Genomic DNA, 21,141 nt, shown 5'->3' on the forward strand with positions numbered 1-21,141 from the left:
CGGCCAACTGTCGGTAGTTTTTCTGTTCCGTCGGATTCGCTCTCTGCCCGTGAATTTTCACTCGACATTCACTCCCATATACCGATGGTAATTGATAATATTAATCACCGATATGAGAGCCAATATATAAACAGTCGATGTGGTTATACCTACTCGTTTATCATAATAACACTGATATGATTGGCTCAGTAGGTGCTGAAATGACGAACGATTCCACTACAGGCGGGCTCACCGCGCTCAACGGCAAGAGTGCAGTGAGGTTTCCCGACGATCAGACGAACGAACGGACCAGCGATTACCTCGAGTATCGTCGTTCGTACCTCGACGTGGGGACGATACGCGCGCCGTTCGAGCGACAGCTGAACGACACCAAACCATGCATCTCAACAGCGCTGAAATTATACTAAACGTTTATGTAAAACGTCCCACATCACTGTCTGATACGGCAATGATAGCAAACCTGTTGTTGTTGATACTCGGCGTCCTTTTGGCAGGGGGCGGGTTTCTGTTCTTCAAAGAAGGGCTCTATGCGCTCGGGTTCCTGATCGGACTGAGCGCCGGAGTGGTCTCCCTCCAGTCCGAGGCGACTACCGGACAGTGGGGGCTCGTCGTCCTCGTGGCGGCACCGATCATCGGAATCGCGCTCGCGGTATCCTTCCGGTATTTGATCGTCGCTATCCCTGGGGCGGTCGGCGGGGCTGCCGTCGCGATCGTTCTTACCGATCTCTCGCTGTCCGAACCGTCCAATCTCGTCGATCCCACCGTCCTCGCAGCCGCGATCGTTGGGATCGTTGCGGCGTGGTTTATCGAGACAGCGATCATGATCGCCGTGTCGGCATCCTGGGGAGCGACGCTCGTTTCGCTCTCGCTCGGCGGAGCGCTTTTCGAACCGGGAACGACCATTCGAACGAGCGTTCTCGAGCTCATCTCGGTGACCTACTGGTTCGTGTTTGGGCTCGGGATCGTAGTCCAGGTGGCCATCTGGTACTATTTACGGACCACGCTGGACGACGACGAAGAGTTCCGGGAGGTGCTCCTGGAGAGTGCCGGTCAACAGTACGAATCCTATCGCAGTTGAGACTGTCGACGTCCCTCGCCGTCAGCGTTCCCTCACACGAAGAGCTGACGCGCATCTACGAAGCGGCCAAACCGCTTCGAGCCGTGCCTCGATTTGCTCGGCGAGACATCCCTCGCGCGTCAGCGAAACAACTGACGCGCCTGGCGAGAGCTATACTCTCGCTGGCCGTCGTGCACTCACGTCGCTCGTTCACGCCGACGTCGTCGACATCTCCTCGCGGTCAGTTGTCGCTCACGCGAACAACTGACGCGCGTCGTCGATGGCCGCGACGAGTTTGTCGACCTCTTCTTTCGTGTTGTAGACGTAGAACGAGGCTCGAGCCGAGGCCGCGACTCCGAGCTTATCGTGCAGCGGCTGGGTACAGTGGTCGCCGGCACGGATCGCGACCGCGTGGTCGTTCATGATCGAGGCCAGGTCGTGGGCGTGGACGCTCTCGAGGTTAAATCCGACGAGACCGCCACGCTCCGGGCCGGGTTCGGGGCCGTAGATCTCCACGTCCGGTTCGGCGGCGAGTTGCTCGTAGGCGTAGCGGGCGATTTCCTCCTCGTGGACCCGGATGCGGTCCATGCCGATCTCCTCGAGCCAGTCGATTGCGGCGACGAGGCCGACGGCTTCGGCGATCTGTGGGGTTCCGGCCTCGAACTTCCAGGGGAGTTCGTTCCAGGTCGAGTCCTCGTAGGTGACCTTCGTGATCATATCGCCCCCGTAGAGGTACGGGTGCATGTCCTCGAGCAGGTCCTGCTTGCCGTAGAGGACGCCGATGCCGGTTGGACCGGCCATCTTGTGCCCGGAAAAGGCGTAAAAGTCGGCATCGAGGGCCCCGACGTCGACGGGTCGGTTTGGAACCGCCTGCGCGCCGTCGATGAACGCCAGCGCATCGTGGTCGTGGGCGATATCGACGAGTTCAGAGACGGGGTTGACTGTGCCGAGGGTGTTGGAAACGTGGACCGCCGAGATCATCGCGGTGTCGTCTGTGATGAGTTCGCGGGCGTGGTCCATATCGAGGCGGCCGTCCGACGTAACCCGAATGTACTTGACGTCGGCGCCGGCACGTTTGGCGATCTGCTGCCACGTGACCAACGACGCGTGGTGTTCCATTTCTGTCAGCACGACGTCGTCGTCGGGGCCGAGTTCGTTCAGACCCCAGGAGTAGGCTATCAGGTTCTCGGCTTCGGTCGTGTTCTTGGTGAAGATGACCTCCTCGCGGCCGTCTGCGCCGATGAACTCGGCGACTCTGTCGTGGGCCTCCTCGTAAGCGATCGAGGCCTCCTGGCTCAGGTGGTGGATCCCGCGATGGACGTTGGCGTTGTACCCGCGGTAGTAGTCGCTCATCGCATCGACGACCTGATCTGGCGTCTGTGTCGTCGCCGCGTTATCGAGATAGACGACCTGTTGGCCGTCGAACTCCCGCTGGAGAATCGGGAACTCGTCCCGGATCGCTCCGACGTCGAGCGACTCGAGGTTCTGGTGACTCATTGGTGACTAGAATGGTCCGCACACAAAACACTCCTTCGGTCTTCACCCCGTCGACCGTTCCTTGCGCGACCGACTGTTGATACGAGCCGGTTGCGGTTCGGAGGTGCGAAGTTGCCTCCACCGTTGGCGGACTGAAACCGGGAGCAGGGGTGGAATGCGAAGGGGGGAGCAGAGGCGGGATGTGAAGGAGGGAGCGGGGGTGGAATGCGAAGGGGGGAGTGGGGGTGGAATGCAAAGGGGGGAGCGGGGGTGTGAGGGGGATGGGAACTGAACGGCAGCGACACGCTCGTGCTATGAGTGCCCTGCCGCAATATCGGCTTCGAGTTGGTCGGAGTTACCAGTGTTCCCAAACAATATTGGTGGTCGTCGGCGACCGAGTCGACGCGACCGCGGAATCACACACCAACAGCATGGACGGATCTAGACCAAGCCAGCGATCTTCGCTAATTTTGACGGCCTAAAATACGGGTGGCTCGCTGAAGATCGATGGCTGCGTGCCCCGCAGTAGTAGCTCCGTATATCGGGCGTACAGTTGCGTGACGACATTGAATAAATGGAGGACGACGAGGCCCACGAGAACGCCTATCGACGACACGGCCAGCGCCGCCGGAAGGGAGTCCACGTACAGCGAAATTAGTTCGCCATCGGCGATCGAGAGCGTAACCGGAGAGATATCGATGGTCCATCCGTCGTGCTGATAGGTTAGCTGGGGGACGAACTCGATTGGATCGCCGATGTGGATTCCAACGGTCTCGTTTCGGTAGTGGAGCGGAGCGGCGACCAGTGCGTAGGTAAACGTCCCACCCAGGGTGAGCATAACGAACGAAGCCGTCCCGAGTACGAACTTGCTGAACAGGTAGCCGACGCCTTTCCACGTTCCGCGGTCGAAAACGAGCCGCCGCGCGCGATCGCGAATACTCCGTGGGGGTGCCGAGGTCGGGACGGAAACGCTGAGCAATCGATCGGCAAGAACGCGCTCGAGGGCAGCCAACTCAACCGTGGCAAACAGGACGAGCAGCGCGAGCGGACCGCCGATGCACACGAGGACGAGCGTGAGTGGAATCCAGGCGATCAGTAGTACGAACGGGTCCGTTGTGGCCATATCGACGAGTGCAAACGAGAGGCCGATCGGGATGGCGGCCCCGGTGACGAGGACCGTGAAATACCCGATTCCGAGCGGAAACGAGAGCAACAAATAGACGATGTTGGCGTACGTCTGTTTGCGGCCGATGACGCCGAGAAACCGGCGACTCAGCGAGACAGTGCGGGCGAGTGCGTTTTCGACTGAGGCAAGTGGCAGTGACATGCGTTTGATTTCACCCGGAATTGGGTCGCCGAAATGATCGAACGATGGCGATCAGGCCAAGCAGGTGACAGGCGGTGACGACGAGCAATACCGTCGCGTCGGCCGCGTCGGTCGTCAGTTCGACCGCGTGTGAGAGGACGAACGGCACGACCGTGAGGAAGGCGACGCCGATGGCCAGAAACAACATCGGCTGACTGTCGTTACGAACGAACCCTCGATAGGCCGTCCACGTTACGACGGTGCCGAGTACGGCGCTTGCCAACCCGAGGAAAAAGATCGTCGTCGCCTCGTCGAGACCGACCACCGTCGTCTCGAGGAGGAAAACGACGGCCCGGGGTCCCTCGAGTACGGGAGCGATGGCGGATACGATGCTCGCGCTCATCGACACCTCCTCGTCTTCGATCGGTCGGGGCGTGCGGCGTCGAACGGTTTCAGTATCATCGTCGTCGGGTCCGTGGTGGGTAATGGGGTCGGTGCGGTTGCAGTGGGTAGTGCAATCGACGCGGTTGCAGTGGTCGGTGCGGTCGGTGCGGTTGTGTCGATCGTCGCACAGGGTGTGACCATCTCACGGTCGGCCGTAGACGGTATAGAGGATCGCCGTGAGGCCGGCGATCTCGCTCGCAGTCGCCAGTACGCTCGTCGTCAGCGAACTTGCGTCGAACACGGTCGGGAGCAAGAATCGGACGACAGTCGGCACCGCGGCCAGCAGCGCGATGCCGAGTGCGAGCCAGAGCAACGCGGGTCGGCGAGCGTCCCGGTAGCCGTCGTAGGACCGTTTGGCGATCCAGCAGGCGATCACGAACGCGGTTGCCTGACCGAGGAAGACGGCGATCGCGACAGTCGTCGAGCCGTCCGAAACAGTCTGTAGTGGGGCCCCGTTCATCGCGATCACAGATCCTCGAACAGTCGTGTAAACCGGTCGGCGGGCGCTTCGTCGCGGCGGTACACGTCCATCTCCATCGAGCCCTCGGCGATCTCGATCGCCACGCGCTCGAGTCGCGTGCTGTATATCTTGTAGTGGTGTCCATCTGGATCCAGCTCCTGGTGCTCGTCGAGGAACCCCTTCGCTTCGAGTCGATCGATCCGTCGATAGATCGTCGGTGGCGACGCGTCACAGCGATCGGTGAGTCGGTCGACGGACATCGGTTCCTCGCTGGCGGCGATGAGGATGCGTCGGGCGTACTCGTCGTCGAGTAACGCGAGCACTTCCTGCTCCTCATCGTCGGTCATACAGGACTTCGTAAGGATAGATGATATAAAAGAGTCCACAGTTTCCGACTGTGAAACTGCGACTGCCGGTCTATGTGGGGCCCGACTGTAGTCGCTGGTAGGATGACTGCTATCGAGACATCCGGTTTGACGAAGCAGTACGGCGAGCTCACTGCCGTCGATGACCTCGATCTCACTGTCGACGAGGGCGAGGTGTTCGGCTTCCTCGGCCCGAACGGGGCGGGGAAGTCGACGACGATCAACATGCTTTTGGATTTCACTCGACCGACGGCGGGGTCAGCGACGGTTCTGGGCTACGACGCTCAGGCCGAGGCCGATTCGATCAGTCCCCGCGTCGGTATCCTTCCGGAGGGGTTCGACGTCTACCCGCGTCTGTCGGGCCGCCGGCACATCGAATTTGCCATCGAAACGAAAGACGCCGCCGACGATCCCGACGAGATCGTCGACCGCGTCGGGCTCTCGCCCGAAGACGCCGCCAGGCCGGCCGGCGACTACTCCAAGGGGATGCGACAGCGACTCGCGACCGGCATGGCGCTGGTCGGCGACCCCGACTTGCTGATTATGGACGAACCCTCGAGCGGGCTCGATCCCCACGGCATCCGCGAGATGCAGGATCTCGTTCGGACCGAGGCCGAGCGAGGAACGACCGTCTTCTTCTCGAGTCACATCCTGGAACACGTCGAGACGGTCTGTGACCGCGTGGGCGTGTTGAACGAGGGTGAACTCGTCGCCGTCGACACGATCGAGGGGCTTCGCGAGGAGATCGGTGGCGGCGCGACCATGACGCTTACGCTCGCCGGGCCCGCCGACGAACACCGAACGGTCGCCACTACCGTCGAGGGAATCACCGACGTTGCCGCATCCGGTCGGACGCTCGAGTGCTCGGTCACCGATTCGGTCGCGAAAGCGGGTGTCGTGACTGCGCTCGCGGATGCCGGCGCGACGATTCGGGACGTACGAATCGAGGAAGTCTCGCTCGAGTCGCTGTTCACGGTGCTGACCAACGGCGATGCGGACGAAGTGACCGACGGCCTCGGGACGAAAACGGAGGCTGGCAGGGCGGATGCGGACGTAGCGGAAACGGAGACGACGGATACGGACGTAGCGGAAACGGAGACGGCGGATGGGGGCGGGATCGAAGGGGAGGTGGCGCGATGACGTCACACATTCCCACCGTCGCACGCAAGGAATTCGACGACGCCGGTCGCTCGAAGCTCCTCTGGTCGTTGATCGGCCTCCTCGTCGGGCTCGTCGCCATCGGGTACGTCGCGATCTGGTACACGATGGACGACGTTTCCGCGGCTGAGGTACTCAGCTTCCTCGGGATGCCGCTGCAGGTCATTCTCCCGGTCGCGGCGCTGATCGCCGGTTACATGGCCGTCGTCGGGGAACGGCGCTCGGGGAGTATCAAGCTCCTGCTGGGCCTGCCGCCGAATCGGACCGACGTCGTTATCGGAAAGCTGCTGGGTCGGATGGGTGTCGTCGGGCTCGCCGTCGGGCTCGCCTTCCTCGTCTCGCTGATCCTCGGAGCCGGTCTCTTCGGTTCGGTTCCGTTCCTCGATTGGCTCGGATTCGCCGCGGTATCGCTGCTGTTCGGGTTGACCTTCGTCGGCCTGGCCGTCGGGGTTTCCGCCGGAGTCTCTACGCGGGGGAAATCGATGGCGATCGTCGTCGGCCTCTACATGGTGTTCGTCGCGCTGTGGGAGCTTCTCACCGCGGGGCCGTACTATCTGATATACGACGAGGGCCCGCCAGTCGCGGCCGAAACGTGGTACCTCGTCGTCCAGCAGTTCAATCCGATATTCGCGTACACCAATCTGGCCAGTTCCATCGTCGAGAACTCGATCTACCCCTTCAAGTTCCAGTACGGGCTCCAGTCGATGGAGGCCTACGGGATGACACCCGCCGAACGATACCCGGGAGAGGCCCCGTTCTTCCTGCAGGACTGGTTCGGGGTCGTCGTCTTGCTGTGCTGGCTAGTCGTGCCCGTCGCGATCGGTTACGTCCGGTTCCAGAAGACGGACCTGTGACGGCGTGGCGTCCCCCACGCAAAGCCCCACTGCAGCCTCGAGGGAGATACGGAAGCCCGGACGGCGACGAGCAGCGGGGCTCGTGACGGCGGATCGAGCGCGGGTACGCTGTACTTCGGCGACGAGAGAATCGGATGTCGGCCCGGTCTCGCGGTTATCGGATTCCGTGCGCCCGCAGCAGCCTGGCGCCCATCGCCGTGGTCCACTCGATACGGGTGGCGAGCGAGGTATCGTACCGGGTGACCTCCGTGAGGTATCCCGGCCGCTCGAGGTCGCCGGCGACCTTGTGCATCAGCTTCGGTTTGTTCCCGCGGAGCGTATTTCCGACAGTAACGCGGTAGGCTGATGGGTAGGCGCCGTCGACGTACTCGTCGTTCATGAACTCGGCCGTGTCCGCTGCGATTCGCCGTGAGTTGCCGACTGCGGACGGATAGATCGCTTGCCCGTATCCGTCCGGACCGAGGTCGGAACCCCAGATTCCTTTCGAACTGTGGAAGTCGATGACGACGGTCGGATCGATCTCCGTGATGAGGTTCCAGAGCTCTCTCGCGAGCGGCGTCGTCGGCGTCCGGTTTGCCGGAAACTGTCGGTTGAGATTCCCTCTCGGGCTGTTGTACGTTCGTTGGTCGACGGCGACCGCGTCCGCTTCCGGAAGGACGACGAGCGTCCCGCGTTCCGGTTTCCACTTGCTGATCCGAGAGGCCGCTTCAATCCCGGCCTGTTCGTTCCCGTCCATTCCACCGACGACCATCGCCGTCGGTCCCGGACGTGCGGCATCGGTGATGAAGACCTCAGTTTCGTACGCCGTATTCGATTGCAACGTTAGCGATTCGCGGCGTGGTGGGTCCTGATTGTCTTCATCCGGGGTGGTCGGTGCCTCCTCGCTCGGGTCTTCGGTGGGCGAGCTGGGACAGGGATCGTCTGCTCTCGCACTGACAGTGCCGACGGTGCCGATACCAGTGCTCACGGCCACTGCCGCTCCACTCGTAAGAAGCGATCGGCGGGTCGTCGGGCGGCTTCGATTCGATCCTTCGACGTCGTCCGTTGCGTTTGGGTCGGTCATACGCCGGCTCAATCAATACCGAACGGTACAGAAAGTATTAGTACAATATGGAACGGTAATTAGCACATATCTACCAGTAGCGGATAATTGTAATTCAGATCTGAAAACTCCCATATCGAGAACAGTATGATACGTGCCATCGAATATCAGCGTCCGCCGCCGTTGGGGAGACCCTACCGAAAGAGACCTGGCTCGGTAGTTCCAGTTATTGCATCCGCAGCAACTGCGCGTGCAGCGTCGGCCCCACTTCGAGAACGTTCGCTTCGTCGACAAAACCCTCCTCGATAGCCAGTTCGACGGCGCGGGTGCCGACGATGTTAGCGACTGCAGCCTGCGTGAGGCTCTCGACGATCGCCCGCTCGTCGGCTTCGTCACCCCCGTAGAACTCCTCGGTGACGGTCAGGGAAAGATCGCCTTCTTCGAACGTTTCGCCGAGAACGTCCTCGTCACAGACGGCGACGAGCAATCCTTCCTGGGTTTCTCGCTCGTTGAGGATCATCTATTCGAGTTCCCACTCGCGGTCGCGATCGTCCTCACTGCTTGAATCAGCGATCCCGAGATCGTCCAATCCGAGGTCGTCCTGTCCCTCGGGCGGTGACCGACGTTCGGTACCTCGAGGGCCGGTTCCGACACCTGCATCGGCCCCGGCGGCACCCGGTTCTTGGCTGTATAGTTCCTCGCGGTCTTGCATCATCTGTTGTTCGGCTTGCTCGCGCATTCCGTTTGCCTCCTCCGCGATTTCCTCGGCCTGGTCGTACTCGCCCAGTTCTTCGAGGATTTCGGCTTTCTCTTCGAGGACCTTCGCGTTGCGGAGGCCGAGTCGGATCGCGTTGTCGATGCAGTGCAGCGCTTCCTCTGCCAGTCCGCGCTCGGAGAGGAAGAACGCGCGGTTGAACCAGCCCTCGGCGAACCGTTCGTCGATCTCGATTGCGCGCTCAGCGTGTTCGAGCGCCTGCGCAGTTTCGCCGAATTCCCAGAGGGCGTAGGCGAGGTTCGTCTCGGCGGTCGCGGCATGTTCGCTCTCGTCGTCGATTTGCAGCGCCTCGCGGTGGGCACCGATCGCCTCGTCGTACTCCTCGAGTTCGGCGTGGGCGACGCCCTTGTTGACCCACGCTTCCTGTTCGAGGCGCTCGTTCTCGGCGAAGCGTGCGGTCCGCTCGAAGGCGTCGGTCGCTTGCTCGTAGCGGTTGATCTGCATGTAGTTCAACCCGACGTCGAGCAATTCGGTGGCGTCGACGTCGCCCTGATCGATATTGTGCGCATCGAGCGTGTCGGTGACGATGCGCGAGTCCACGGGATCGACTTTCGAGGGATCGACGCCCAGTTCCGGCGGATCCAGATCGAACTGCTCGTAGGGGTCGCCGAACCCCTCACCTTCGGAGAACCGATGGTCGCGTTCGTCGTCTCGGTCGGTCATTACCTCGAATTGGCGGTGACGACTGTTAAGGGCTGCGACCCGGGTATCGGCGGCATTTCGCCATCACCGACCTCGGTTCTTACCGTCCTCCGGCGAGCCGTCTGGTAGTGCCACGGAGCGACTGCGTCACCGCCGCGGGATGGGGGATTCCCAGTCGGTACCGGAGCCGGTCCTGACGCTTGAGCGGCTCGAAAACGGTCGGTTCCTGGAACTCCCAGATTTGCACCCGTGGGCCGCTTATCCCGTGTCGCTCGAGAACGGCGTTCGCCGCGCGGCGACCGGCCTCGTTGGCCGACTCCATGGAGGCCAGATCGGCGTTCGTTCGCACGTAATCGCTCGCCAGCGTCAGGTTCTCCACGTCGACGTCGGCCGGCGGCCGGTTTCGCAACGAGCCGACGGTGTTGATCAACAGCGGCGATCGGTTCTCGACGCCTTCCTCGTCGCCGGCTTCTTTCCGCGAGTCGAGGGATTGCTTTGCCGTCCCGCCTGAGGCGGTTTCACCGCCCGGCAGTCCGCTCGAGTGACCTACGCTTTCGTCGCCCGCCCGTTGGATCTCCGACGTAACACCGGTCTCGACGATCGCCGGGTCGAGAAACCAGTCGACGAGGAGGTCGTCGCGTAACCGTTCCTCGGGACCGTTCAGGTGATCTTTCAACTGCGCCCAGATCTCCGCAGCGATCTCCTCGCGCGTACACGATCTCGCAGGTTTGTCGAACAGGATTCCCGGCGCGTCCCAGTCCGATGCGATCACGGAGAGGACGCCCTCGACCTCGTCGGGACCGTGGCGATCGAGGTCGTAGCCGGTCCAGAACTGTCGCTGAGATATCGACGTCAGCGCCCACGGAGCGTCAGCGTAGACCTGATGGCCGCGCGTCAGGTCGACGTCGTCCGAGAGATAGAACTGGATGCCGCTCATCCAGGCCGTTTCGAGTCGACTGATCCGGTCGAGCTCGGGCGCGGTCCGAACGAGTTCCGTCGGAATCAGCTCGGGGGCAACCTCGACCGGTACGGCGAGAACGTATTCGTCGGCTGCGATCGTTTTCCCGCCGGCTACCGCGCCACCGGTGACGCGTCGACCATCCGCCTCGAGTCGCTCGACGAGGGTGTTCGAACGGAATTCGACGCCGAGCGTCTCGAGGTGGCTGAGCCACGGGTCGATCCAGGCCTCGCTCGTCGGCGCGTTCAGTACGCGTTCGGTCGGCTGCGTCGGATCGAACTGGCCGAACAGCAATCGCAGATAGACGGTGCCGATCGTCCGGGCGCTCCCGACCTGCGGCCGCAGCGCGACGAGCGACTGAACGGCGAACGCGAGCCGATCGCGAAATTCCGGGGAGCGGTTTTCGGCGTCGATGAACTCCCACCAGGAGACGTCGTCGAGTTCGCCCTCGCGTCGGGCTTCGCAGGCGGTCAGCAGGTACAGCAATCGCTCGAGCAGGAAGCGAACGTCTCTCGGCGGCAGGTCTTCGGCAAACGCCGGACGCAGCGCCTCGAGCCAGCCGCGAACCGTATCGGGCGTTCCCGTCTGGGCGATCTGATCCGGCCCAGTCGCGCTGGCGATGAGCGTCTCCTCGGTCTCGACGAGGTTGTCCGAGACGGTTCCGTCCCCGTCGGGAATCCGTCTCATCGTATCGATGACGTGCCGGTAGAACGCCGGAAAGAACCGAAAGCCGTGTTCGCCGTGCAGCGCCGCAGACCCGTCGGTGATCGGCATCGACCGGGCCTTTCCGCCGAAGCGGTCGTTCGCCTCGAAGACGGTAACGTCGAACCCGCGCTCGGCGAGTTCGTGCGCTGCGGTGAGGCCTCCGATTCCGCCACCGAGAACGGCAACGTCGGTCATAGGTAGTCGTCGGTCTCACCGGAAATAACTCGCTTCCCTAACGGTCGACCCTATCGCGGCCGGCCCTCGATCAGCTCCGACTCCGGTTCCGAGAGACGCGGCCGACGAAAGAGTCCATACACCAGGCACCCGTACGATTCCACATGCAAAAGCGACTGTTCGTCAGCGTCGACCTCCCCGACGAGTTCGCCGAACCGATCGCCGACCTCCAGACTGATCTCGAGGGTGCAAGTGGGCTCAGCTTCACCGATCCCGAGCAGGCCCATATAACGATGAAGTTCCTCGGCGACGTCGACGCGGATCGGCTCCCCGCCCTCGAGCGGGAACTCGAGGCCGCCGTTGACGATGCCGACGTCGCTCCGTTCACCGTCCGATACGGCGGACTCGGGGTTTTCCCGAGTTTCGAGTACATCACCGTCGTCTGGATGGGCGTCGAGCACGGCGGCGAGCAGCTTGCGAAGTTGTTCGAGGCGATCGAAAACCGGACGACGGTGATGGGATTCGACGCCGAAAACCACGATTTCACCCCTCACGTTACGCTGGCACGAATGGAACACGCCGGCGGAAAAGACCGAGTTCAGGAGTTCGTTCGGGAACGCGATCCGACCATCGGCGAAACTCGCGTCAACGAGGTCCGATTGACCGAAAGCACCCTCACGGACGACGGACCGGTCTACTCGACGGTCGCGTCGTTCCCGTTAGAGTGAGGCGCTGCTCGCTACTCGAACTGGACCGGTCTCACTCGCCAGCGAATGCCCGCCAGCCGCTATTTCATCTCTCTGTTCCGTCTCCGAGCGTCGCCGCTCCGTCCGCGGACCGTGATCGGCACTGGATCACGGTAATTGGTCCGGTGCCAACCGTTTCGTCAGGGGGCATCCCGTGGTATAATGGCGCGTTCTGCCGTAGCGGATTCGAGGCGATGTCTGACGATCGGTCCGCCGCGAGCACGGGTCGCCGAGGGCGCGTCACTCGCCGAGAGGCCCTCGCTGCAATCGGCGGTGCGGCCCTTGCAACCCCGCTCCGACCCGGTGTCGATACCGATAGCACCGGTACTACGGCGACTGACCCCCTCCCGAATGGGCCAGTTCGGATTCGCGTGTATCCCAGTTTCGTTCCACTTCAGGCACGGTTACGATACGGGCTCGGTGAACTGCGCGGAAACTGGCCGCCGCCGTTCCGAGACGCGCTGGCTGCCATCGAATCCGCGTTCGAGCAAGTGATTGCGTACGCCCGCGAGCGCTCTCGCCTCGAGGATCTCGAGGTTCGTGTCGACCGCGGAGCCCCCGTTCTCTTTTCACTCCCGTCGATCCCGTCATCGGTCGATTCCGTTCTCCCGTCTCTCGAGGCCCTCCTCGAACGCTTTCGCGAACGGTTACGGGAGCGAGATGCGCCCGTCAGGCGGACCTGTCACGTCCTTTTGCGGTGGGCGCCGCTCAATTATCGCGTCGGGTACGGCGGGACGGTGGCACCGAACTCGATGACTGGCTCGGATGCCGGTGACACCGGCGCACAGACGGTCGCGAACGTCGGCGCAACCGAATTCTGGGATTCGAGAGCGGTCACACGGAACATGGTGATCCACGAGACGCTCCATACGTTCCTCGAAGACGATATCGTTCACTCGGTCGGCGATACGTACTGCGATCACGAACTCGGGGTTGCCGTCCGGACGGCCGATGATACCCTGCAAATTTCTCCGATCGCGACCGCTTACGCTGGTCCGGATCGGATCGGCGGGGGGACGCGCTTTCACGGCACCGGCTGTTACGATCACGACCGATTCGCCCGTCACGATGGAACCGAGGGGATCGAAAACTGGGTCTACACGACGGAACTCAGTGAGGCGACGTGCGAAGCCGTGACTCGTTTTCTCGAGCACCGATTCGCGGGCTAACGGCTTCCACACGTGAGTCCGAGTCGACCGGGCAGCAGATCGAGTCGGAGATCGCTCCAGTCCCTGCAAGATGGACAAGATTTTAAGCCAGCGTGGGCTACGTCCGGCTACTATGGGTAAAAAATCGAAGGGCAAGAAGAAGCGACTTGCCAAACTCGAGAACCAGAATAGCCGCGTGCCAGCGTGGGTCATGATGAAGACCGACATGGAAGTCCAGCGCAACCCGAAGCGGCGCAACTGGCGGCGCAACGACACTGACGAATAACCATGAGTGCCAGTGATTTCGAGGAACGCGTCGTAACCGTTCCTCTGCGCGACGTCAAGAAGGGCCCGAACCACGAGGCTGCGGATTACGCGATGCGTCTCGTTCGCGAACATCTCGCGAAACACTTCGCGGTCGACGAAGCGGCCATCCGACTGGACCCCTCTATCAACGAGACCGTCTGGTCGAACGGGCGCTCGAATCCGCCGCGGAAACTGCGCGTCCGTGCGGCCCGCTTCGACGAGGACGGTGAAGCCATCGTCGAAGCCGAGGTCGCAGACTAAACTTGCAACGCCTCGCCTTCGCCGGGTCGTCCTACATCGGCGTCTTCGCCTGTGCGACCGACTCGCACGTGCTCGTTCGCCCCGACGCCGACGACGATATCGTCGCCGACCTGACCGACGAACTCGAGGTTTCCGCCATCTCAACGACCGTCGGCGGCTCCTCGACGGTCGGCGCTCTAGCGACAGGAAACGAGAACGGCCTGCTCGTCAGCTCTCGCGTCCTCGAGTACGAACGGGAGACGCTCGAAGCAGCGGTCGACGTCACCGTCGCCGAACTGCCAGGAAGCATCAACGCTGCCGGAAACGTCGTCCTCGCGAACGATTACGGGGCGTACGTTCATCCAGACCTGCCCCGCGAGGCAGTTCAGATCGTCGAGGACACGCTCGAGGTGCCCGTCGAACGTGGCGACCTGGCTGGCGTCAGGACCGTCGGAACAGCAGCGGTGGTGACCAACACCGGCGTTCTCTGCCATCCGAAGGCGACCGACGAGGAACTCGACGGTCTCGAAGCGGTTCTGGACGTTCGGGCCGACGTCGGCACGATAAACTACGGTGCGCCGTTAGTCGGTTCCGGACTCGTCGCGAACGAATCCGGCTACGTCGTTGGCGAGGAAACGACCGGTCCCGAACTGGGCCGAATCGAGGACGCACTCGGCTATCTGGATTGAGCATCTCTGATAAGGACGTTCGCGACCACCTTTCGGTCTTCCCCGTGCATTTTTGCCGCCACGTCTCCCACCCGCTGGTCAGCCGATTAGCGAACGAACGGAAGCGACGGTCGTGGGTATCGCCACGCCGTTCGTAAACGAGTCTCTGGTCGCGTGATCCCCCTCGGAGACACGTCGTTCGAAACACCGACGGGTATCCCTTTCTCGAGCGAAATCGACAGATTCGCAGTCAGAATGAAGTCTCAGCACCCTCGAACAGCGGATGGACACATCAACGACGTTGCGACGTTCGGCGACACGTTTGTCCGCGGATCTTGCGGGAGAGCTGCTCGGCGACGCGTCGCTCGATCGCGAGAGAGGACCGCACTCGGACGGTCCCGACGCATTCGACCTGTTCCGCCTGTAAAAGCGGAGGCTCTCTTCGCAAAACGTCGGTGGGAGTATCCTGGAAGTCGGACGGAATGCCTCCCCCTCCGAAATTTTTCCCAAGAGTATGTTACTGCTCTACTCGTGCGTGACCTCTCGCTCATAAAATAGCACTATAATATACATATTCAGAAACCACTCCGATTTCAGATACTAAGAGTTAGATTGCATGTATGGTTTGATATATGGCTATATTCTCTATAAAACTCTACTATCTTCTGTAAAATCTCGCATTCGCACGACAAGTTTGGATAATAGGGGGTAAAAATATAAAAACGAAAGTTAGGCAGGGAAGAAACAACTTCACGAATGAGATCCATCTAGAAACCTGTAGTCGGACAAAAAACGGCTACAGGAGAATAATTTGCCTATGTGCCGGATATTCTCGCTGTTATGACTACCAGAATTCTATCATTATAAGTATTCGGGTAGCTTCGGAATTGATCGGTGACTCGACGACGGCTGATGAGGTACTAAAACGATCGTCCTTCCCCTCGTCGATAATTCAATCGCCGCGCGCACGACCGTATCAGTTATCGAGTTCGGTGCGGAATGCGTTCGATCGCAGGGAGTTTCTATCGTACTGGATCAAAACGAATTACGCCTATACGGGTGTAAAATTGATCGAGTCGGTTACCACAGCGGTGGTGAGGTCGACGCGATTGCGACCGAACACCGGATTCACCGGATGTAACGCGGATCACAGATACGAAACGTTGAGCTCGTATTCGTTGATGGCGCTGAGGAGGACCTGGGGAATTTCGTCGTTGAGCCACTCGCCCTGTAGTCTGTGGGATGGACCGTCTATGCTCACTGCCCCGAGCAACGCGTCGTTCGGTCCGTAGACCGCTGCTCCGACGCTCGTCAGGCCTTTCGTGTTCTCTTCGGCGGCGTACGCGTAGCCCCGTCGGCGGATTTCCTCGATCTCCTCCCGGAGTTCGGCATCGTCAGTGATGGTATGTGCCGTCTTCCGTGGGAGCCCGTGTCGGTCGAGTATCTCCTCGAACCGTTCTTCGGAAAATTCCGCCAGTATCGCCTTTCCTGCCGCCGTCTGATGGAGGTACGTATGGCTCCCGACCCGTGCGGCGGTATTCACGCCGTTGGAACCGAGTTCCCGATACACGAAAACTCCCATCCCATCGTCTTCGACGATGAACGTCGCGAGCTCCCCGGTTTCTTCGCTGAGCCGTTCGAGACTCGGTCTAATTTGCTTGTACAGGCGGTGCTGATCGCGGACGTAGCCCCCGAGGTCGAGAAATCGAAACGAAAGGGTGTAGGTATCGTCTATCTGATCGACGTAACCGTTCTCGGCGAGCGTCGTCACGTGCCGGTGGGCGGTACTCTTCGCGATGTCGAGTTCAGCGGCGAGTTCGGAGACTGACGCTCCGTCCAGTTCTTTGAGCGCCTCGATGACTGCCAGGAGCGTCTGCCCCGATTTTACCGTCCGACCGTTGGTTTCCGATTCTCCCATGATTTCGAATGGGGGAACGAACGCACTTATGTATTCTGTATCACGGAATATCTTCTGTGTGGGTCCAGTCGAGGACGATCGAGCGATAGAAATCGAAATTCGCTTCGACATCCGTAGACGCCCACATCCTCTCGGTAGAAGGCGTGCTCGCTTTTTCCATCTCCAATCCACCCTCCCCTTCCGACGCCCATTATGTTATAATTCTTATTATAATCTATGGAAAAATAACACGCCGTTCTCGAGCGTGGAACGATCGGTCGCGATTATCGAATCAGGCATCGAGATATCTGAACCTGCTCGACTGGCCTCGATCGTTACGGATGAATCGTCCCGTGGCGGCCCTGCAGCGGCTCTTGTCGCTGATAACGGACGGCAGCCGTGTTCGCAACTCGACCGTGGGATGCCAGCGGCGCTAGCGAAATGCGAAACTGCACCGATTCGAACGAGCAACGAGGGTGGCAGAAGTCGGTGGTCGGCGTTCGAACACGGCGTAGTAACCCCGTCGTCAGGCCGACGGCGATTCGATAAGTTCGATCAGGTTCCCGTCCGGGTCCCGGAAGTAACAGATTTTGGCTCCGCTCTCGGACGCTTGACCCGGCGGGCTAACGAAGTCGGCGTCGTCGCGAAGTGACCGATAGGCATCTTCGATGTTATCGACTTCCAGACACAGGTGCGGGTAGCCGACGTCGCTCGGCGTCGTCCGTTCGTTGACGTTTCCGTTCGGTTTCGCGTGTTCCTCGAGTTCGAGACGGAAGCCGAAGCCGTCGAGAAACGCGACCTCCGCCTGCCCGTCGTCGACGCCCAGTAGGTCGCCGAACCGATCCGGATCCATCGAAAATCGATCGGCGACCGTCATCCCGAGTACGTCGCGATAGAACGCTATCGATCGGTCGAGATCCGAGACAGTAATTCCGTAGTGGTGCGCTGTTGGGTCCATACGATTGATTTCCGACGAGGATGTGATAGGTCTTTCGAGTGGGTTTTGGCTCCCAGTTCGCTTTGCTGTCGAGGAAACGCTTAAATATCCGCTTTTCGTCAGTGGGTATCACAGCCCATGAAGGAAGCCTATGCTGACGTCAAGAATACTATCAAGAACGGCGTCATTCCGGCGACAGTAACGCCACTCACGCCCGACTACGGACTCGCTGAAGACGACCTCTACGACCACATCGATCACTTGAGTTCTGTCGACGGTATCGTCGCAGTGATCGCGAACGCCCACTCCGGCGAGAGCAAGATGACGCCAATGGACGTCAAAGAGGACGTCATCCGCGTTCACCGCGAAGCGGCAGGCGACGACGCGCTCGTCTTCTCCGGAATCAGCGGCGAAAGCACGACGCAGGCGATCAAACAGGCGAAGCGCGCCGAGGAAGCCGGTGCAGACGCCCTGATGCCGGTTCCGATCGACGTCTACAGCCACGGTGATCCGAACATCATCCTCGACCACTACAAGGGGATTGCCGAGGCTGTAGACGTGCCGCTGATTGCGTTCCAGTTCGGAAATTACGGCGATATCGCGCTGCCGATCGCAGCGTACGTCGAACTCTGCAAACTCGACGAGGTCGTCGCACTGAAAGACGCGACTTTCGACCCGGTCCGATACGAGCAGACCGTCCGGGCCGTCGAACCGGTCCGCGATCAGTTCACTCTCATGACCGGCGACGACACGTTCCTCTATCACTCGTACCTTCTCGGAGCTGAGACGGCACTCATTTCCTATGCGAACCTGATCCCCGAGATGCACGTCGAGAAACTCCGAGCAGTCCACGACGGTGACCTCGAGCGAGCGCAGGAACTTCGCAGCGAGATGCTCGACCTGACGAACTTCCTCTACGGAGATCCGCCCGGACGATACCGGGTTCGACTCAAGGAGGCGCTTCACCTGATGGGGACGTTCGACCACGCGACGGTTCGACCGCCCCAGCAGGGGATGGATCCAGAGCGTCGCGACGAACTCAGGACGATCCTCCAGGACCTCGGCTGTCTCTGAGATCGGGCGTTCGAACCGCGGTTCCCGTTTCACATCTCTCCCACCTAGCTTACGATGATCGACCCGACACACGTATTCGACGCTGAAGATTCGATTAGACCGACCGTACGCGAAACCCCGATCGTCCACTCCCGGGCACTCTCTGCGTCCGTCGACGCCGAGATCCATCTCAAACTCGAAAACCTCCAGCGAACGGGATCGTTCAAGATTCGGGGGGCGACCAACTACGTTACGACGCACCTCGAGACGTTACAAGAGACCGGCGTGATCACGGCCAGTTCCGGAAATCACGCCCAGGGCGTCGCGTTCGCCGCGAACAGGTACGACCTCGAGGCGACGATCGTCATGCCCGAGTCCACGCCCCGGAGCAAAGTCGAGGCGACGGAAAGTTACGGTGCCTCGATCGTCCTGTCAGGCGACGACTACGGGGCGGCGAAGGAACGTGCATACGAAATCCGAGACCGGGACGGCGCCACCTACGTCCCGACGTTCGACGACTGGACGGTCATCGCGGGCCAGGGGACCCTGGGCCTCGAAGTGCTCAGGACTCGACCCGACTGCGACGTTCTCGTCGTCCCGATCGGCGGCGGCGGACTCATCAGCGGTATTTCGCTCCTCGTGAAGGGGCTCAACCCGTCGGTCCGCATCGTCGGCGTTCAGGCCGACGGCGCTTCGACGATCGCTCGATCACTCGAGAAGGGGCAGGCGACGACGCTCGACTCCGTCGATACCGTCGCTGACGGGATCGCGATCAACAGCCCGGGAACGAAACCACTCTCGGTCATCGAGTCCCACGTCGACGAGGTGGTGACCGTCGACGACGACGCGATCGAGCACGCGCTCGCGCGCCTGCTCGAGACCGACAAGGTCGTCGTCGAGGGGGCCGGGGCCGCGCCAGTAGCGGCGTTGCTGTCGGGGGCTATCGACGTCGAGGGCGAGGTCGTCGTCCCGGTACTCTCAGGTGGGAACATCGACCTCGACGTCGTCGGTGATATCGTTCAGGCCGAACTCGACCGTCGGTGATATCGTTCAGGCCGAACTCGACCGTCGGTGATATCGTTCAGGCCGAACTCGACCGTCGGTGATCGGAACGGGTCGACGCCGACCGACTCAGCCGTTCGATCCGGTGTGATCGACCGCGCCGTCAGCTTCGTCTCGTTTCGGCGCACGTAACTCGTTCTGAGGAGATGGACGACGCGCTCGCCGATCCCATCGGTTGTCTCGGCGACGGGTCGTCGCGTTATCCCAGACAGGAGCGTACGGCCTCCCTTTCCACAGGGGAAGCGGTCCGGCGATCGTTCGATAGACTGTCGGGCGACCACGTCAGTTATTCCGACGTATTCCCGCTTCTCGACCGTCCGTAATATCGACTCACGATGACTCTCTACGACGGCCCCCTCACAACGTGGGGTCGTCGCTACCCATTCTAGTGCGAAACGTTTATCATATTGCCCTATGTACAAGGTTCTCATGTCAGGTGATGGCAAGTCACTGCGCCGAATTACTAGTGTGCTCGATGATACGTTGCCGGAAAGCATCGATCGTCGATCGTTCCTGCAAGCGTCAGCCGCCGGATTGGTCACCGGGACACTCGCCGGTTGTCTCGGTAACGACGGGGGCAGCGGCCCCGAAACCAGCGACACGATCCTCAGACAGCCCTGGGACGCGACACCGACGTGGGCGTTCGCACACGTCGGTCTCCAAAAGGGTCACTGGGACGACGCCGGTGTAACGCCGCCTAACGTCAAAACCGGCGAGAACTCTCCGGATACCGCACGACGGGTCGGTACGGGCGAAGAGGCGATGGGACACGGTGACTGGGCATCGACCACGAGCGGTCTCGCGGAGGGATACAACCTCCAGATGTTCGGGAACTCCAGGAACCGCCAGATTTTGACGTTTTTCTACGTCAAAGACCAACTCGCCGGGGAAGACGATCTCGAGAACGCGAACGTCGCACTGGCGTCGCCGTTCGCAGAAGTTACCTGGCCGGTTTACCCGTCGGTCGTCGGCGTGAACCCGGATGACGTCGGCAGCGCCGAGTTCGCCGAGCAGGAGGTCGTCACCGGGCTCTTGGAGTCGGGTGAGGTTAACGCGGTGTGGGGATCGCTCCAGCAACTCGCGGTCTACCAGCGCCAGCTCGATCTCGAGTTCGGCGTTTCGCCGCTTGGCACTCACGCGGACATCTACGGCTATCCGTTCTTTGCAAACGGCGAGTGGATCTCCGACGACGAGAACGTCGACTACGCGGTCGGAGTTCTCGAGGGGTATTCGAAGGCCCAGCGCTGGTGTATGCTCAACCCCGACGAGACCCTGGACATCCTGATCAACGAGGTGAATACCGCACTACAGGCCCAGGAGCGGGCGCAACTGGAGGACGAACTCAAGGTTGCGGTGACCCTCTCGATGGGCGAGGAGGTTAAACAGAACGGGCTCGGCTCGATTACGGCCGGGAAAACGCAGGAGACACTCGACGTGGTCGGGGACGCGCTCGTCGACAATCCCGGAGACCTTCCGTCGGGAGAGGACCTGGTCCTGGCGGACATCCAGGACCAGGCGGAACTGGCGACGTTCGACGACGACGAGTATTCACAGGTCAAAGACTACGCCGGTCGCTGGAACGAGTACTTCCTGTAACCGAAACCCCACCGTTCGACAGCGCAGATCACCGTCCGATCGCTCTCGACCTCTGCGTGAGGAATCGCAGCT

Annotated in this window: 23 protein-coding genes; 12 read left to right on the forward strand and 11 right to left on the reverse strand. The window is 61.2% G+C overall.

The window, feature by feature from the left end; genetic code table 11:
* Positions 1–200 precede the first annotated feature (200 nt).
* Positions 201–407 (forward strand): hypothetical protein, encoded by a 207-nt coding sequence (locus tag HYG82_RS35415; protein ID WP_179262035.1) that lies wholly within the window; start codon positions 201–203, stop codon positions 405–407.
* Positions 408–448: 41 nt separating this feature from the next.
* Complete coding sequence (locus HYG82_RS35420; protein ID WP_179262037.1) at positions 449–1,078, forward strand: hypothetical protein; 630 nt, start codon at positions 449–451, stop codon at positions 1,076–1,078.
* 231 nt (positions 1,079–1,309) lie between these two features.
* Here the strand turns inward: HYG82_RS35420 and HYG82_RS35425 are convergent, their stop codons facing one another.
* From HYG82_RS35425 to HYG82_RS35445, 5 genes are all read right to left on the reverse strand, one after another.
* Positions 1,310–2,554, reverse strand: a complete 1,245-nt coding sequence (locus tag HYG82_RS35425; RefSeq protein ID WP_179262039.1) for an aminotransferase class V-fold PLP-dependent enzyme — start codon at positions 2,552–2,554, stop codon at positions 1,310–1,312.
* 457 nt (positions 2,555–3,011) lie between these two features.
* Positions 3,012–3,860: a sensor domain-containing protein gene (locus HYG82_RS35430; RefSeq protein WP_179262041.1), complete on the reverse strand. Its 849-nt coding sequence runs from the start codon at positions 3,858–3,860 to the stop codon at positions 3,012–3,014.
* A 10-nt stretch (positions 3,861–3,870) separates the two neighbouring features.
* Positions 3,871–4,242 (reverse strand): DUF7521 family protein, encoded by a 372-nt coding sequence (locus tag HYG82_RS35435; protein ID WP_235217714.1) that lies wholly within the window; start codon positions 4,240–4,242, stop codon positions 3,871–3,873.
* 183 nt (positions 4,243–4,425) lie between these two features.
* Positions 4,426–4,743, reverse strand: a complete 318-nt coding sequence (locus HYG82_RS35440) for a hypothetical protein (protein WP_179262043.1) — start codon at positions 4,741–4,743, stop codon at positions 4,426–4,428.
* 5 nt (positions 4,744–4,748) lie between these two features.
* Entirely contained in the window at positions 4,749–5,090 is a 342-nt protein-coding gene (locus HYG82_RS35445; protein WP_179262045.1) for an ArsR/SmtB family transcription factor, read from the reverse strand.
* Positions 5,091–5,192: 102 nt separating this feature from the next.
* Here HYG82_RS35445 and HYG82_RS35450 point away from each other — a divergent pair, with 102 nt between their 5' ends.
* Complete coding sequence (locus HYG82_RS35450; protein ID WP_179262047.1) at positions 5,193–6,248, forward strand: ABC transporter ATP-binding protein; 1,056 nt, start codon at positions 5,193–5,195, stop codon at positions 6,246–6,248.
* Positions 6,245–7,120 (forward strand): ABC transporter permease, encoded by an 876-nt coding sequence (locus tag HYG82_RS35455; RefSeq protein WP_179262049.1) that lies wholly within the window; start codon positions 6,245–6,247, stop codon positions 7,118–7,120. The genes HYG82_RS35450 and HYG82_RS35455 overlap by 4 nt, the downstream gene beginning before the upstream one ends.
* Positions 7,121–7,274: 154 nt before the next feature.
* On the opposite strand, the gene HYG82_RS35460 is transcribed toward HYG82_RS35455, so the two are convergent.
* From HYG82_RS35460 to HYG82_RS35475, 4 genes are all read right to left on the reverse strand, one after another.
* Positions 7,275–8,183: a succinylglutamate desuccinylase/aspartoacylase family protein gene (locus HYG82_RS35460; protein WP_179262051.1), complete on the reverse strand. Its 909-nt coding sequence runs from the start codon at positions 8,181–8,183 to the stop codon at positions 7,275–7,277.
* A 205-nt stretch (positions 8,184–8,388) separates the two neighbouring features.
* Positions 8,389–8,682: a DUF424 domain-containing protein gene (locus HYG82_RS35465; RefSeq protein WP_179262053.1), complete on the reverse strand. Its 294-nt coding sequence runs from the start codon at positions 8,680–8,682 to the stop codon at positions 8,389–8,391.
* Positions 8,683–9,600 (reverse strand): tetratricopeptide repeat protein, encoded by a 918-nt coding sequence (locus tag HYG82_RS35470; RefSeq protein ID WP_179262055.1) that lies wholly within the window; start codon positions 9,598–9,600, stop codon positions 8,683–8,685.
* A gap of 79 nt (positions 9,601–9,679) precedes the next feature.
* Complete coding sequence (locus tag HYG82_RS35475; protein ID WP_179262057.1) at positions 9,680–11,437, reverse strand: hydroxysqualene dehydroxylase; 1,758 nt, start codon at positions 11,435–11,437, stop codon at positions 9,680–9,682.
* 143 nt (positions 11,438–11,580) lie between these two features.
* Between HYG82_RS35475 and thpR the strand changes: the two genes are divergently transcribed.
* The 5 genes from thpR (at position 11,581) to HYG82_RS35500 (ending at position 14,545) form a co-directional block, all read left to right on the forward strand.
* Positions 11,581–12,144: an RNA 2',3'-cyclic phosphodiesterase gene (thpR, locus tag HYG82_RS35480; RefSeq protein ID WP_179262059.1), complete on the forward strand. Its 564-nt coding sequence runs from the start codon at positions 11,581–11,583 to the stop codon at positions 12,142–12,144.
* Positions 12,145–12,356: 212 nt separating this feature from the next.
* A complete protein-coding gene (locus HYG82_RS35485; RefSeq protein ID WP_179262061.1) occupies positions 12,357–13,331 on the forward strand; it encodes a hypothetical protein in 975 nt (324 codons plus the stop codon).
* Between the two features lie 112 nt (positions 13,332–13,443).
* Positions 13,444–13,596, forward strand: a complete 153-nt coding sequence (locus tag HYG82_RS35490; protein ID WP_004267621.1) for a 50S ribosomal protein L39e — start codon at positions 13,444–13,446, stop codon at positions 13,594–13,596.
* A gap of 2 nt (positions 13,597–13,598) precedes the next feature.
* The gene (locus HYG82_RS35495) at positions 13,599–13,877 is read left to right on the forward strand and encodes a 50S ribosomal protein L31e (protein ID WP_179262063.1); all 279 of its coding nucleotides are present in this window, start codon (positions 13,599–13,601) and stop codon (positions 13,875–13,877) included.
* Positions 13,878–13,879: 2 nt separating this feature from the next.
* Positions 13,880–14,545, forward strand: a complete 666-nt coding sequence (locus HYG82_RS35500; protein WP_179262065.1) for a translation initiation factor IF-6 — start codon at positions 13,880–13,882, stop codon at positions 14,543–14,545.
* A 1,126-nt stretch (positions 14,546–15,671) separates the two neighbouring features.
* Here the strand turns inward: HYG82_RS35500 and HYG82_RS35505 are convergent.
* Both HYG82_RS35505 and HYG82_RS35510 read right to left on the reverse strand, forming a co-directional pair.
* Positions 15,672–16,442 (reverse strand): IclR family transcriptional regulator, encoded by a 771-nt coding sequence (locus tag HYG82_RS35505; protein ID WP_179262067.1) that lies wholly within the window; start codon positions 16,440–16,442, stop codon positions 15,672–15,674.
* Positions 16,443–16,947: 505 nt separating this feature from the next.
* Positions 16,948–17,379, reverse strand: a complete 432-nt coding sequence (locus HYG82_RS35510; RefSeq protein WP_179262069.1) for a VOC family protein — start codon at positions 17,377–17,379, stop codon at positions 16,948–16,950.
* A gap of 117 nt (positions 17,380–17,496) precedes the next feature.
* Here HYG82_RS35510 and HYG82_RS35515 point away from each other — a divergent pair, with 117 nt between their 5' ends.
* The 3 genes from HYG82_RS35515 to HYG82_RS35525 all read left to right on the forward strand — a co-directional run bounded on the left by HYG82_RS35515 (position 17,497) and on the right by HYG82_RS35525 (position 21,069).
* Positions 17,497–18,432, forward strand: a complete 936-nt coding sequence (locus HYG82_RS35515; RefSeq protein ID WP_179262071.1) for a dihydrodipicolinate synthase family protein — start codon at positions 17,497–17,499, stop codon at positions 18,430–18,432.
* 54 nt (positions 18,433–18,486) lie between these two features.
* Entirely contained in the window at positions 18,487–19,455 is a 969-nt protein-coding gene (gene ilvA, locus HYG82_RS35520) for a threonine ammonia-lyase (RefSeq protein ID WP_179262073.1), read from the forward strand.
* Positions 19,456–19,902: 447 nt separating this feature from the next.
* A complete protein-coding gene (locus HYG82_RS35525; protein ID WP_179262075.1) occupies positions 19,903–21,069 on the forward strand; it encodes an ABC transporter substrate-binding protein in 1,167 nt (388 codons plus the stop codon).
* Positions 21,070–21,141 lie beyond the last annotated feature (72 nt).

Origin of the sequence: Natrinema halophilum, assembly GCF_013402815.2 — an archaeon.
Classification (GTDB): Archaea; Halobacteriota; Halobacteria; order Halobacteriales; family Natrialbaceae; genus Natrinema; species Natrinema halophilum.